The sequence below is a fragment of the Arthrobacter sp. Y3221114 genome (assembly GCF_059092625.1).
This window is the reverse complement of record NZ_JBNHHW010000008.1, coordinates 148,267-161,851: the sequence shown is the minus strand read 5'-3', so window position 1 is coordinate 161,851 and position 13,585 is coordinate 148,267. Positions and strand designations below refer to the sequence as shown.

Sequence of the window (13,585 nt, the reverse complement as noted above, 5' to 3'; positions counted from 1 at the left end):
CTGCCTGCAACTCAAACAACCAGAAAAGGTGTCCATGAAAGACGTCCTAGAGGAGAAAATTCCGCCCGGAGAGGTGGAGGCGGCAGAGGCCGTGGAGCCCGAGAGGATCTCGCCCAAGCGCGTTGTCGTCTGTGCGATGCTGCTCTTCATCGCCGGCACGGCGCTGGCAACCATCGCCCCGACGTTCGCGGTCCTGCTCATCGCGCGCATCGTCCAGGCGGCCGGCACGGCCATCATTCTGCCGTTGCTGATGACCACCACGCTCACCTCCGTGCCCGTCCGGCACCGCGGCACCGTCATGGGCCTCAACTCCGTGGTCATCTCCGTGGCTCCGGCCATCGGTCCCACCCTCTCGGGCGCCGTCATCAACTCCTTGACGTGGCGCTGGGTCTTCGGCCTGATGGTCCCGGTGGCCATCATCGTCTTCCTCTTCGGCGTTATTGCCATCAAGACCGGCAAGGAGACGCGCAAGGCTCCGCTGGATGTCCTTTCGGTCATCCTCTCCGCCTTCGCCTTCGGCGGCATCGTTTATGCACTTTCCTCCATCGCCGACCTGATGGAAGGCGCCTGGGCCCCGGTCGTGGCACTGGTTGTGGGTGCCGTCGCCCTGGTGCTTTTCATTCAGCGCCAGCGTGCCCTGCGCAAGACCGAGTCGGACCTGCTGGACCTCCGTCCGTTCAAGGTGCACAACTTCCGCATCTCGGTCATCATCGTGATGATCGCGATGGCCACCATGCTGGGCACGGTTATGGTGATGCCGATCTTCATGCAGAACGGCATGGGCCTGAGCACGTTGACCATCGGCCTGGCCCTCCTGCCCGGCGGCCTGATCCAAGGCATCGTTTCCCCGATCGTCGGCCGTATCTACGACAAGGTGGGCCCCCGGCCCATCGTCATTCCCGGCGCCTTCCTGCTGGCCGGCGGCCAGTGGCTGCTGGGCAGCGTCCATATTGATACCCCGGTGACGACGATCGTCGTCTTCCATACGGTGTTCTGCGTCGGCATGGCCATGCTGATGACCCCGCTGATGACCGTCGCCCTGGGCGCCCTGCCGCGTGAGCAGTACGGCCATGGCAGCGCGATCATGAACACCCTGCAGCAGTTGGCCGGCGCCGCCGGTACCGCGGTTCTCATTGCCGCCATGACCATCGGTACGGCGGCGGCAGCCGCCAGCGGCATCGCCGGGAATGTGGCCCTGGTCGACGGCGTCCGGGTCGCCTTCACGGTCGGCGGCATCCTCGGCCTCGTGGCCGTCGTCTGCGCTCCGTTCGTTCGGCGCCTGCAGGAAAACTCCGACCACTAAGGTCCGGTGCACCGCCCCCACCCTAAAGGAAGCCGGCCACCCCCATGGGATGGCCGGCTTCCTCTGTCTCGGTCGTGCGCCCGGCGGCGGCGGTGTTAGGAGGCCGTTTCCGGTGCGTCCGGTTCGGTTTCCTTGACACCGTGCAGCCCAAAGAAGCTGAGCAACGCCGCTGCGAAGGCCGCGATGGCAACCACCAGGAAGGCCTGCGTGAATCCGCTGCCCAGTGCCTCGAGCGCGAATTGGCTGCCGCCCGATCCGGGGACGCCCTCGGGGATGCTGTTGAGCGCGATCGGACCGCCCGCTTCCGCAATGCCCATCGCCGGACCCAGCTGGTCCGGAGCCAAACCGGACGTTTGCAGGGAGGTCATGAGCTTTCCGCCGGCGGTGGAGAGGGCAATGGCGCCTACCAGAACCGGTCCGAGCGCGAAGCCGAGGTCGCGCAGCAGGTTGGTGGTGGCGCTGGCCATGCCGGTCATCTCCCGCGGCACCGAGTTCACGGCAATAGCGGTCATCGGGCTCAGCGTGAAGGCGAAACCAAGTCCGACCAGCAGGGACGGCAGGATGAAAGTGGTCACATCGCGGCTGGTGACATCGGCGTTGGAGTTGATCATTGCGCCGGCGGCCATGGCCAGGAATCCAAAGGTCATCAGCCAGCGGGACGAGACTCGGGTCTGCAGCCGTGACAGCACGGGGATCAACACGAATGCCGGCCCCTGCAGCAGCAGGAACAGCAGGCCGAGGTACAGCGGGTTCTGGTGTTGGACCGGACCCAGCCACATGCTCGTGGAGAAGCAGGCGCCGAGGAAGGCGAACATGCCGACCACGGCCACGATCGACGCGATGGCGAACTGGCGGTTCAGGAACAGCCTCAGCTCAAGCAGCGGAGACTCGGCGCGCAGTTCGATGACCACAAAGATCGCCAGCAGCACTGCACCGGAGGCGAGGGCGGCCACCACATGGGTGCTGGTCCAACCGTCTTCGGGGCCCTGCACCAGGCCAAAGAGAACCAGGATCAGGCCCAGCGCGAAGGTGAGCTGGCCCCAGATGTCCAGCCGGCGTTCCCGGGCCACCTTGGCCTCGGCGGAGCGCAGAGCGGTCAGCAGCAGTGCGGCGAGGGCCGCCAACACCACCACGGCGTAGGCTCCGCGCCACCAACCGAAGCCGGCAAACACGCCGCCGAGCAAGGGCGACAGCGCCGAACCGGCGGAGAGGAAGCCCGCCCAGATGGCGATGCCGCGCACCCGCTCCTGCATGGAGCGCGCCACAGACGCGACCAACGCCAGCGACGCGGGGAAAATCGCCCCCGCCCCCAGGCCGTTGATGGCCGAGCCGATCCACATGGCCTGGACCGTGGGGGAAATGGCACAGATCAATGAACCGATCATGACAAGCACGGCGCCGCCCACCACGAGCCTGCGGTGGCCGTGCTTGTCGCCGAGCACGCCGAAGGTCAGCTCGAAAACCACCACCGGAATCATGAACGCGGCGGTGATCCAGGTGAGCTGGGAACCGAACGTGTTAAAGGTGAGCTGGAACTCGCCGTTCAGCGCGCCGGGCAGCGCGTTGGCGATCTGCGCCACCATGACAGCCAACGAGGCAGCGACCAAAGTGCCCCTGGTGCGCGCGGGCGTGACTTCCACGGGCGGGGCCTGGGGCGGTGGATAGGACTGCGGCGATGACGTGTGGGTCCCCTGGTCCTGGCTCATGTGAAACTTCCTTGTCATGGTGTGAGCGGTGTGGTGAACGGGCGCTGCCTGGCGGTCCCGGGCCTCGTGGCGGTTGCGTTCGCCCGCCCTGGTAGTGGACGGGTGCTCGACGAAGCCCTGCCGCAAAGCCCTTTGCCCTCGCGTCCTGCTGTGACGCACGCGACAGGATCGCCGTGATGGGGATAACAGTATTGATTGGGAATACACGGTGTCAAGTGACAACTCGTTATGTCGCTTCAGCGGCTTATGCGCAGAAAGGTGGGGCGACCGCGCCCAGGGGCAGCAGATGCGGGAGGAAAATCCGTCAGGCAGCTTGGCGTGGTCCGGAGGGGGCACGGCCACCGGCTATTCTGTGTGGCATGGCAACACTCCGCGAGGCTCAGAAACAGCAGACCAGGCAACTTCTCTTGGACACCGGCCTGGAGCTCTTTGAATCCAAGGGCTACGCGGCCACGACTATCGACGACATCGCCGCCCGGGCCGGCACCACGAGGACCACCTTCTACCTGCACTTCGCGTCGAAGGCACAGCTGATGGGCGACGTGGTGAAGACGGTCGACTCCATCCTCACCAGCGTGGACGACCCGGCCCTATCGACCGTGGTGGAACTGGGTACCCGCGACTTGATCCGCGCCTGGATCAGTCGGAAATTCGACCAGTGGGAAGCAACCCGCCCCTACCTGCATGCCGTCTATCAGGCAGCCCCGGTCGAGCCGGAGGTCGCGAAGGTCATGGAGGACTGGTTCCGTGATGTGGCCGCTGACATGACGTCCGGGCTGGACCGGTCGGGGCGGTTCGACCCGGCCAGCCGGCAGGTCCGCTGCGTCCTTGCCTTCGGCCAGCTGGAATACCTCTCGCAGCGGTGGATCCGCACGGGCTGGATCATGGATCGCGACGTATGCCTGGAGACCTTGACGGATTCCTGGTGTCACCTGCTCTCGAAAGGGTGATCCCGCAGCAGGCTCAGCCTTGGCGCGCGCCCGCCAGCAATTCGGCCAGCGCCCCGCGGCCCAGCACGGGCTGGCGGTACTCATCGCTGAGGATCTGCAGCATGGAGCCGGCATAGTCCTCATTGGTCGAGGCGAGCATGTCCTTGGCGAAGACCACGCGGAAGTTGTGCGCGAAGGCATCAGCCGCGGTCTGCGCCACGCAGTTGTGGGTCGCCACCCCGGCCAGGACCAGGCGTTCCACCCCGGCGTCCCGCAGCCGCCCGGCCAGGTCCGTGCCAAAAAACGCACTGTCGCGTGTCTTGACAATGCGCTCCAGGCCCTCGGTCTGCAGCCCGGGCAGGAATTCGGCCTGCTCGGTCCCCTCGAACAAAAATCCCTGGTCATCGTCGAGCATGCTGAGGGTCCAGGTTGAACGGTCCCTGCGGTGTTGGGTGTAAACAAGCAGCACCGGCACCTGCGCCGCCGTCGCGGTCCTGATCAACAGATTGGCTGACTCCACCACGGCTTCCTGCCGCTTGGCCAAGGCAGGGTCCTCGAAGTACGCGTTCTGCAAGTCGATCATCAGCACCGCAGTTTTCATGCCCTCCGCCTTCCGCCGGTCGTCGTCGTCGCTTCCATCCTGTCAGGTGCACCCCCACTTTGGGTCTTGACGCGCCAGCAGCGACAGGGTGTGGTGTGTACTACCAGTCGGCCGAAAGGACAGCATCATGCATTCGCTCTGGCTCGATACCGCTCAAGAGGTTCCCGTTGACACGTACTCCGGCCAAACCGGGTTCGACTCGGTGGTGGCCGGAGCCGGGCTGACCGGTCTAACCACTGCCGTCCTGCTCGCGAGGGCCGGGCAGCGGGTTGCCGTGCTGGAGGCCCGGACCGTCGGGGCCGCCACCACCGGCAATACGACCGCCAAGGTATCCCTGCTGCAGGGCAGCCAGCTTTCGCGCATTACGCACCACCACGATTCCGGCACTGCCGCCGCCTATGTTGCCGCCCAGCAGGAATCCCAGGCGTGGATCCTGCGGTACTGCGACGAACACCGGGTGGAGTACGACCGGCGTGATGCGTTCACGTACGCCACCACCCCCCAGGGCGCCGAAGATCTCGCGGCGGAGCAGCGCGCCAGCGAATCCGCCGGCCTGCCGGTCGAGACCGTCTCCGGCGCCGGCGAGCTGCCGTTCGAGGTCACCGGGATGCTTCGGCTGGCCGACCAGGCGCAGATCCATCCGATGCACCTGCTGGCCGCGCTTGTCGCAGAACTGCGCAGCCGCGGAGGCATGGTCTTTGAGGGCATGCGGGTCACCGGCATCGGCCGCACGGAAGACGGCGGTGCCGGGGCGGGGCCCCGAAACATCACCGTGCGCACGGGGCTGGGCGATGTTCAGACCGGCATTCTGGTGCTGGCCACCGGCACGCCCATGCTCAACCGCGGTGGACATTTCAGCGTGCTCAAGCCCATGCGTTCCTACGCCGCCGCCTTCACGGTCCCTGGGCGGATCCCGTCCGGGATGTACTTATCCATTGACGCGCCGACCCGCTCGCTGCGGACCGCCCGCCACGGCGACCGGGAGGTCTTGCTGGCCGGCGGCAACGGCCACGTGGTCGGCCGCCACAGCCATACCCGGGGCCTCGTCGATGACCTGCTCCGCTGGGGCCAACAGCACTTTCCGGGTGCCCAGCCTACGCATACCTGGTCGGCGCAGGACTATGAACCGGCCGGTGCGGTGCCCTATGTGGGTCCGATCCTGCCCGGGGAAAAGCGCATCATGGTGGCCACCGGATTCAACAAGTGGGGTATGACCAACGCAGTGGCGGCGGCACTGGCGCTGTCGGCCTCCATCCTGGGCGGCGACAATCATTGGGCCAAGGACCTCTATAAGTCGCGCATCTCCGGACGGGACGCCGCCAGCACCGCCGGCACCAATTTGTCCGTCGGTTTGGAATTGCTGTCCGGATGGCTGGGCGGATTGACCCATACCACCCACGCCGCACCGCCGGAGGGTCAGGGCACGGTGGTGCGGGAAAATTCGCGACCGGTGGGCATTTGTACCATGAACTCCGCCACGCACCGGGTCAGCGCGGTATGCACGCATTTGGGCGGCGTGCTGTCCTGGAACGACGCCGAAGGCAGCTGGGACTGCCCATTGCACGGGTCCCGCTTCAGCGCGGACGGAAAGGTACTGGAAGGCCCCGCCGTCAAGGACCTCGACGGGCGGTAGCCCCCTTGGGGCTGACGCCGCGGCACCGGTAGGCTAGTGCGGATGCCTGAGTTGAAACGCCGCGCGGCCGCCCTTGGCACCGCCGCCCTGATGTCCCTGTCCTTGGCCGCCTGCGGCTCCGACTACCCGCTGGGTCCTGCCCAGGAAGCCGCCGCCCGGCAGGGCTCCTCCCTGTCCGGCACCCTGACAGGTGCCGGAGCATCGTCCCAGAACGCGGCGATGGACGCCTGGGTGGCCGGCTTCGGCTTGCTCCACTCCGACGCGCAGGTCCAGTATTCGCCGGACGGTTCCGGCGCGGGCCGCACCGCTTTCCTGGCCGGCGCCGTTGAGTTCGCCGGCTCGGACGCCTACTTGGACGACGAAGAAGTGGAACGGTCGCGCAAGGTCTGCGGCCCCGACGGCGGCTTCAACGTCCCGGCCTACATCTCGCCCATCACCGTGGCGTTCAATCTTCCGGGCATCACCGAACTGAATCTGGACGCCGAAACCATTGCCAGGATTTTCCAAGGCGAGATCCAGTCGTGGGACGACCCCGCCATCGCGGAGCACAATCCTGACATCGAGCTGCCCGATCTTGCGATCACTCCCGTCAACCGCTCGGAGGACTCCGGCACCACGGAGACCTTCACCGAGTACCTGCACGCCGTGGTCCCCGATGTCTGGACGCCCGAGCCCAGCGACACCTGGCCCGCAGAATACGCCGGGGAGAACGCGCAGGGCACCACCGGCGTCGTGAGCATGGTGGCCGGCACGGAAGGCGCCGTCACCTATGCAGACGACTCCGCCGTCGGGGCTCCGCTGGGCAAGGTCAACCTCAAGGTCGGCGAGGACTACGTTGCGGTGAGCGCAGAAGCGGCAGCCAAGGCGCTCGACGAAGCAACACCTGTCGAGGGGCGGCCGGAGTACGATCTGGCCCTGGAATTGGACCGGACGACTACCGCCCCCGGCGCCTATCCGCTGATGTTGGTCTCCTACCACATCTACTGCACCACGTACGAGGACCAGGAGAAGGTTGACCTGGTCAAGGCGTTTGCGCAGTATGTCCTGAGCCCCGAAGGCCAGAACGACGCGGCGGACTCCGCCAAGAGCGCGCCGCTGTCCGAGGAGCTGTCAAGGCGCGCCGTGGATTCCGTGGAGCGGATCAGCACCCGTTCCTGACGGCGGCCGCAAGCTGGAGCGGCGGCACGCCATGCGGCGGCCGCGGCGGACTAGCTGCCCGAACCCGCCCGGTCCTCCGGCTCCTGGACGTCTGGTTCCCGGTTGTAGGCGTTGGCATCCTCGTTGCGCGGAATGTCCGGCTGGGCGGAGGCTTCCGGAGGAAATCCGCCGGCAAAGGTTCCGCCGTAGAACTGCTGGTTGCCCGGCTCGTGCATTTCCGATCCTCCGGACTCGACGAAGGTCTTGAAGCGCCACAACTCGTTGCGCACCTCCCGGTGGTCCGATCCCAGCCCGGAACCGGCCTTTTCCAGCAGGGAACTTGGCTCCCAATCGATGTGGACGTGCATTGACGTCGTGTCGGCGTCGATTCTTCCGAACGTCACGGTGCCGCTGTGCCTGACACCGCCCTCGCTCCTCCACACGATCCGCTGGCCGGGCTCGTCCTCGGTCACGGCCGTATCGAATTCGCGCTGCACGCCGCCGACTTTAGTGACCCAATGGTGCGTGGTGTCGGACGTCCGGATCACTGACTTCACGCCGTGCATGAAGGAGGGAAAGTATTCGAAGCGCAGCCACTCCTCATGAACCTTGTGTGCGGGCAGGGCGATCTCGACCGTTTCTTCTATGGTTGCCATGATCATCCTCATTCCACCCGTGGAACGGCGCCGCGGGCACCGCCTTCATGAGTTGCCACCTGGCATTAACGCTACAGAACGGCCCGAGGCGCGGCAATGAATGGCCGCACCGACACGGCACGCGAGGGATTGCTGCAACGGCCCCGACGTTCGGGCGGAAGGGCCGATGACCTGCATTGGGTAGTCTGTGTGGTAAACCACTGCGTTGATGTTGAGGGGGCGGTATGCCGCGCTGTTTTCCGGAACAGCCTGAGTTCGGCCGGGACCAGCCTGCCGAGCGGCAGGTTTGGGAGGCGCTGAAGCGTACGCTGCCGCCGTCCGCCGCCCTGCTGCATTCGGTCGACATCGTCGAAAACGGCACCGCCCGTCGGATCGACCTGCTCGTTGTCTGGCCCGGTGTCGGCATCGCGGCCATCGAGGTCAAAGGCGGGCAGATCAGCTACGACGCGGGCCAGTGGTACCAGTCCGGCAATGGCCGGCAGCACCGCATCAAGGACCCGCTGGTCCACGTCCAGGACGCCCGGCACATGCTCCAGCGCTACCTCGGCTCCCAGTTGGGGCTTAGCCGGAAGGTCCGCTTCGCCCACCTGCTGGCCTTTCCGGATACCTGGCTGCCGCGGCATTGGGACATCCCCGGCCTCAGGCGGTCCATGGTGATCGGCAGCCAGGACCTGAAGTATCCGGACGACACAATCCGGGAAGCCATCAACTTCTGCGGCGACGGAGACGGCGAAACCTCGCCGGATATTGGTGACCGCATCCTGGCATGGCTGACGCGCGCCCGCCCGGACAACGGTGCACTATCCGCGGCGGCCGAGCACGAAAGCCGCGCCGACCAGATGACCCTGGACCAATCGGCGATCCTGGATCTCCTGAAGGACCAGCCGCGGGCACGCGTTATCGGCGGCGCAGGCACCGGCAAGACCTGGCTTGCGTTGGAACAGGCCCGGCGGTTGGCCCGAGACGGACAGCGGGTGGCGCTGCTGTGCTCCAGCCGAGGCCTGGCCCGGTACTTCGAAACCGAGACGGCCGGGTGGAAGCCGACCGAACGCCCGGCACACGTGGGCATGTTCTATGACCTGCCGCTCCGCTGGTCCGCGCACCATCCACTGGATCCCCGGCTGCTGACCAACCGGTACTACGAGCACTACCTCCCCCGGACACTGCAACGGCTCGCCAAGAACCAACCGGTCCGCGAACTCTTCGACGCGATCGTCGTGGACGAGGGACAGGACTTTGGCGCGTTGTGGTGGGAGGCCGTCCTGGAGTGCCTGAAGGAACCTGCCGCCGGGGGCCTGTATGTGTTTATGGACGAAGACCAGCGCATATTCGGCCGAGACGGCCGGCCGCCGATCGAGGCGCCTCCGCTCGTGCTGAATGAAAACCTTCGGAATACCAGGCAGATCGCGGCGCTCTGCGCCGCGCTGTCTACCGAACTGGCGATTCCGCGGGGCCTCTCCGGCCCGCGCATCCGGCTGGTGGAGGCGACGCCCGGGACCGTCATCCCTCGGGCCGACGATGCGGTTGCCCAGCTGCTCGAGCGTGAGGGCTGGGCCCCGCAGCAGGTGGCGCTGCTGACCACCAAGCACAAGCATCCGGCCCATCAGGAAGCGGTGGATGCACTGGGCTGGCACGGATACTGGGACGCCTTTTTTGACGACGACGACGTGTTCTACGGCAACGTGCTTGGCTTCAAGGGACTCGAACGCTCGGTGGTGGTACTGGCAGTCAACGGATTCGGCGATCCGGAGCGGGCGCGCGAGATGCTCTATTCCGGGTTCTCCCGCGCGCGCAGCCTGCTGGTCATCGTCGGCGAACGGTCGGTTATCGCCGGTGTTGGCGGCCCTGCCCTGGCCAAGAGACTGACCCAGACGCAATCCTGGGATCCGGAGGAGCAACAGCAAAGCCATTAACTTTCGCGCAACACACCGGGAGTGCCATGGATCACCAACCTGCTGCCCTTCAGCGCCCACACCGCCATGCTGATCGTTGGCGTGGTGGAAATAGCCGCCGGCATGATCGTCTGGTTCAAGCCCCGCTACGGCGCCTACATTGTTTCCCTCTGGCTGGCGGCGTCATCGCCAACCTGCTGACGCTGCCAGGGTTCTACGACGTGGCGCTGCGTGACGTCGGCCTGCTGCTGGCGGGACTGACCTTGGCGCGGCTGGCCACCCAGTACGATCCGGCATGGCGCCGCCATCGCTGATCTATCCCTGCCCGCGCCCGCCTTCAGTGCCCGGTGAAGGCGGGCGCCTCCTTGGCCAGGAAGGCATCCCGGCCGATCCGTGAATCTTCGGTGGTAAAGGCCTGCCCGAAGGCCCGGCGCTCCACCTGCAACCCTTCGGCGGTGGGACGGCCCAGGGCCGCATCGACCGTTCGTTTCGCATTCGCGACGGCGGCGGGGGACTTCGCGGAAATCTCCCGGCAGGTGGCGGCGGCGGCGTCGAGCATGTCGTCCTTGCTGGCGAAGACGGCGTTGGCCAGTCCGATCCGCAGGGCTTCCTCGGCGCCGATGCTGCGGCCCGTGAAAATCAGTTCCTTGGCCCGGCCGGGGCCAACCCGCTGCGGCAGCCGGACCGTCCCGCCGAAGCCCGGAATGAGGCCCAGGCCGACTTCCGGCAGGCCGAACTTCGCGTTGGCCGTGGCGTAGATGAAGTCGCAGGCCAACGCCAGTTCCAAGCCGCCGCCCAGCGCAAACCCGTTGACGCAGGCGATGACGGGAAGGTCCAGGGTCTCCAGCATCCGGGTCAGGTCCTGCATGGCTGCACTGTGTGCTTCCGCTTCCGCCGGTCCCATGGAGGCCAGTTCGCGAATGTCTGCGCCGGCGGCGAAGGCTTTCCCGCCCGCACCGGTGATCAGGATGCTGCGAACTTCCCCGCCTTCCGGCGAGCGGATGTCCGCCACGAACTGCGCCAGGTCCGCCACGACCTGCGTGTTCAATGAGTTAAGCGACTCGGGGCGGTTGATGACGACGGTGGCCAATTCGCCGAGGCATTCGAGCTGGATCGTTTCATAGGTCTTTTCCACAGCCCCACTATGCCACGGAAGGGCATGCCCGGAACGGGACGCGGTCATCCCCGCAGCAGGGCGACCGCGTCGGCCACCTGCTGGCGTCCCCCGGCCACCGACCAGCGGTAGCCGTCGACCTCCAGGACAGCGGTGGAACCGCCTGCCGCTTCGACCAGGGTCTTGCCCGGAAGCCAGTCCCAGTCCGGCAGCCCCTGCTGGTACCAGACGCCGAAAATTCCGGCGGAGGTTGCCGCCAACTCACATGACGCCGACCCCCAGGTACGGTACGTGGCCGAACCCAGCAGAGTGCGCAGGTAGGGCTCGCCCGCGGCCTCGTCGCGCAAATACGTGTGGTGCAGGTACGCCGCGGCGCAGCTGGCCGCCAAGGGAGCGCTGGCGATTTCGCCCACGCGCAGGCCGTTCCGGGCCGTGGGCAGGTCCCGTCCGCCGATCCACAGGACGTCCTCGGCGGGGTGGTAGACCGCCCCCAGCCGGGCTCCGGCGTCATCCGTCAGCGCCAGCGCGGAGCACCAGTAGTGCCCGCCGGTGAAGAAGTTGTAGGTGCCGTCCACCGGATCGATGACCCAGGTCCGGCCGGAGGTTCCCTCGTGGCTGGAGCCTTCCTCGCCCAGGATCGCGTCCTCCGGCCGCAGCTGCCGGAGCGTGTCCACGACCAGTTTCTCCGCGGCATGGTCTGCAGCGGTGACGACGTCGGAGATGCTGGTCTTCTCCTCGAACGTGGTCACCCCGGACCGCATTCCGTTGGCCAGCGTTCCTGCGGCGCGCACCAGCCAGGCCGCGAGTTCGGTATCGTCCAGGTGGTCAGGGCTGCTCACGGTCATATCTGAAGCCTAGCCAACGCCGCAGGGAACGCGGCATGCAGGTGCAGTTGCTACCGGCGGCCGCGCCGCGGCCCGCGGCCCTTGGGGGTGCGGCCGCCGCCTGGTTTGCCTTTGCCCTGGCCGGGCGGCTTGCCCGCGCCCTTGCCGGCTCCCGCCGCCCGCCCCGATCCGGAGCCCTTTCCCGCAGCGGTGCCCTTCCCCGCGCCGGAGGCTCCGCCGTCGTTCTTGGCCGGGTTCTTGCGGCCCTTGCCCTTGCCCTGTTGTTCCTGCACCGAGGGCTGGCGCGAACTGCGCGCCGTGCGGCCACGGACAATCCCGATGAACTCCTCGATGGCGGCCTCGGTCCGGTCGGTGAGCCACGCGAGGCCGATCTGCGTTTCGGGGTGGCCGGTGACCGTTCGGTAGATGACATCCTTGCGGTTGTAGAGCCGGGCCACGGACATCGGCAGGATCATCAGCCCCGCACCGGACGCCACGACCTCGATACCGGTCTTGGCGCCGCCCATCTGTCCGGGGTCCAGGAAGTTCTCGTGCGCGATCTCTTGGTAAGGGACTTCGTCGTCGTAGAGGGCAACATCGTGTTCCTTCGGCGCGACCACCACGGGCAGTTCCGTATACAGCGGGATCACGCTCAGCCCCTCACGGTTTACCGGCAGCCGCACGAAGCTCAGGTCGGCCCGGCCGTCGCGCAGGATGGCTGTCTGCTCCTCCTCGCCGCACTGGAATGCGGTCAGCGGGACGTCGGGCAGCCGTTCCGCCCACCGGCGGGTCCACTTACCCGGGGTCACGCCCGGGACGTAGCCGACCTTCAGTCCGGCCAATTGGGCCGTGGTCGTCGGCTCCTGGTCTGCATCCTGCACTTCATCACCGTAGCGCAGGGCGGCTAGGCTGGGCTTATGAGCGCGAAATCGGCACAGTCCATGAAACCGGCCACGGCCGCCAAGAAACTGGGCATCTACCTGCCCGCGGCCCCGCAGGAGTTCCAGGACAGCCTGATCTCGCGCGAGGAGTTTAACCAGCTGCAGTCGGATCCGCCGGAATGGCTTGCCGACCTGCGCCGCAACGGTCCGCATCCGCGGCCGGAAGTAGCCCGTAAACTCAACGTCTCCATCTCCGGCCTGGCCCGCGGCGGCATCACCGAACCGCTGACGACGGCGGAGATCACCGCCCTGCTGCAGGATCCGCCGGAATGGCTGGTGGCAGAACGTGCCTCGTTTGCCGCCGTGCGCGCCGAGGAGCAGCGCGTGAAGGCAGCCGGCAAACAAGGCTGATCCGCCGGCGCTGCCACCGCCGATCCGCGCAGCGCCTGACTTACCGGCGGGACGTCAACCGGCCGTCGTCCCGCCTCCGAGGAAGCGGCCGCCTTCGACTAGGAAGGGCCCGGGGGTTTGCACGTTAACGGCAAGAGCCCCGATCCGAAGACCGGGGCTCTTGCTCTGCGTGCGCGAGGGGGGATTTGAACCCCCACGCCCTTTCGGACACTGGCACCTGAAGCCAGCGCGTCTGCCGTTCCGCCACTCGCGCGCAGTTCGCCTGCCCTCTTGGTGAGCCAACCGATTTCCCGGTTCGCTTTCCTCAAGAACAGCGAGATCAATAGTAGCGTGAAACAGTCCCAAATTCCCAATCGGGGCACTGGCCCCCGAGTTACCGCACGTTGACGGGGATCGGAGGGCCCGCGCCGCGGGCCGCACAGGCCGCCGTCGCGCTCCCTTGGCGGTGAGGTTCACCACACTGCGGCGCCGCCGCGCGCGCGGCCGTCGTTGCTGAAT

13 protein-coding genes and 1 tRNA gene are annotated in these 13,585 nt (G+C 66.9%); 7 read left to right on the top strand and 7 right to left on the bottom strand.

What is annotated here, in order from left to right:
• Positions 1–34 precede the first annotated feature (34 nt).
• Positions 35–1,303 carry a DHA2 family efflux MFS transporter permease subunit gene (locus AC5RV3_RS16290; protein ID WP_494122999.1) on the top strand — a complete coding sequence of 423 codons (1,269 nt, stop codon included), beginning with the start codon at positions 35–37 and terminating at the stop codon, positions 1,301–1,303.
• A 95-nt stretch (positions 1,304–1,398) separates the two neighbouring features.
• On the opposite strand, the gene AC5RV3_RS16285 is transcribed toward AC5RV3_RS16290, so the two are convergent.
• On the bottom strand, positions 1,399–3,009 hold the full coding sequence (locus AC5RV3_RS16285; RefSeq protein WP_494122998.1) for an MFS transporter: 1,611 nt from the start codon (positions 3,007–3,009) through the stop codon (positions 1,399–1,401).
• A 359-nt stretch (positions 3,010–3,368) separates the two neighbouring features.
• Between AC5RV3_RS16285 and AC5RV3_RS16280 the strand changes: the two genes are divergently transcribed.
• Positions 3,369–3,959, top strand: a complete 591-nt coding sequence (locus AC5RV3_RS16280) for a TetR/AcrR family transcriptional regulator (RefSeq protein WP_494122997.1) — start codon at positions 3,369–3,371, stop codon at positions 3,957–3,959.
• 13 nt (positions 3,960–3,972) lie between these two features.
• Here AC5RV3_RS16280 and AC5RV3_RS16275 read toward each other — a convergent pair whose 3' ends face one another.
• A complete protein-coding gene (locus AC5RV3_RS16275) occupies positions 3,973–4,539 on the bottom strand; it encodes a cysteine hydrolase family protein (RefSeq protein WP_494122996.1) in 567 nt (188 codons plus the stop codon).
• A gap of 127 nt (positions 4,540–4,666) precedes the next feature.
• Between AC5RV3_RS16275 and AC5RV3_RS16270 the strand changes: the two genes are divergently transcribed.
• Together AC5RV3_RS16270 and pstS are read left to right on the top strand one after the other, a co-directional pair.
• On the top strand, positions 4,667–6,172 hold the full coding sequence (locus AC5RV3_RS16270; RefSeq protein ID WP_494122995.1) for an FAD-dependent oxidoreductase: 1,506 nt from the start codon (positions 4,667–4,669) through the stop codon (positions 6,170–6,172).
• A gap of 42 nt (positions 6,173–6,214) precedes the next feature.
• Positions 6,215–7,330, top strand: a complete 1,116-nt coding sequence (gene pstS / locus AC5RV3_RS16265) for a phosphate ABC transporter substrate-binding protein PstS (protein ID WP_494110950.1) — start codon at positions 6,215–6,217, stop codon at positions 7,328–7,330.
• Positions 7,331–7,380: 50 nt separating this feature from the next.
• Here pstS and AC5RV3_RS16260 read toward each other — a convergent pair whose 3' ends face one another.
• Complete coding sequence (locus AC5RV3_RS16260) at positions 7,381–7,965, bottom strand: SRPBCC family protein (protein WP_494110949.1); 585 nt, start codon at positions 7,963–7,965, stop codon at positions 7,381–7,383.
• A 224-nt stretch (positions 7,966–8,189) separates the two neighbouring features.
• On the opposite strand from AC5RV3_RS16260, the gene AC5RV3_RS16255 reads away from it, so the two are divergent.
• Positions 8,190–9,878 carry an NERD domain-containing protein gene (locus tag AC5RV3_RS16255; protein ID WP_494122994.1) on the top strand — a complete coding sequence of 563 codons (1,689 nt, stop codon included), beginning with the start codon at positions 8,190–8,192 and terminating at the stop codon, positions 9,876–9,878.
• 21 nt (positions 9,879–9,899) lie between these two features.
• Positions 9,900–10,058: a hypothetical protein gene (locus tag AC5RV3_RS16250; protein WP_494122993.1), complete on the top strand. Its 159-nt coding sequence runs from the start codon at positions 9,900–9,902 to the stop codon at positions 10,056–10,058.
• A 136-nt stretch (positions 10,059–10,194) separates the two neighbouring features.
• Here AC5RV3_RS16250 and AC5RV3_RS16245 read toward each other — a convergent pair whose 3' ends face one another.
• The 3 genes from AC5RV3_RS16245 to AC5RV3_RS16235 are packed head-to-tail and all read right to left on the bottom strand — an operon-like array spanning position 10,195 to position 12,676.
• Complete coding sequence (locus tag AC5RV3_RS16245) at positions 10,195–10,992, bottom strand: enoyl-CoA hydratase/isomerase family protein (RefSeq protein ID WP_494122992.1); 798 nt, start codon at positions 10,990–10,992, stop codon at positions 10,195–10,197.
• A 44-nt stretch (positions 10,993–11,036) separates the two neighbouring features.
• Positions 11,037–11,816, bottom strand: a complete 780-nt coding sequence (locus AC5RV3_RS16240) for an inositol monophosphatase family protein (protein ID WP_494122991.1) — start codon at positions 11,814–11,816, stop codon at positions 11,037–11,039.
• Positions 11,817–11,866: 50 nt separating this feature from the next.
• A complete protein-coding gene (locus AC5RV3_RS16235; RefSeq protein ID WP_494122990.1) occupies positions 11,867–12,676 on the bottom strand; it encodes a LysR substrate-binding domain-containing protein in 810 nt (269 codons plus the stop codon).
• 60 nt (positions 12,677–12,736) lie between these two features.
• Between AC5RV3_RS16235 and AC5RV3_RS16230 the strand changes: the two genes are divergently transcribed.
• On the top strand, positions 12,737–13,087 hold the full coding sequence (locus AC5RV3_RS16230) for a DUF5997 family protein (RefSeq protein ID WP_493988896.1): 351 nt from the start codon (positions 12,737–12,739) through the stop codon (positions 13,085–13,087).
• Positions 13,088–13,257: 170 nt separating this feature from the next.
• On the opposite strand, the gene AC5RV3_RS16225 is transcribed toward AC5RV3_RS16230, so the two are convergent.
• Positions 13,258–13,340: transfer RNA gene (locus AC5RV3_RS16225), tRNA-Leu, on the bottom strand.
• Positions 13,341–13,585 lie beyond the last annotated feature (245 nt).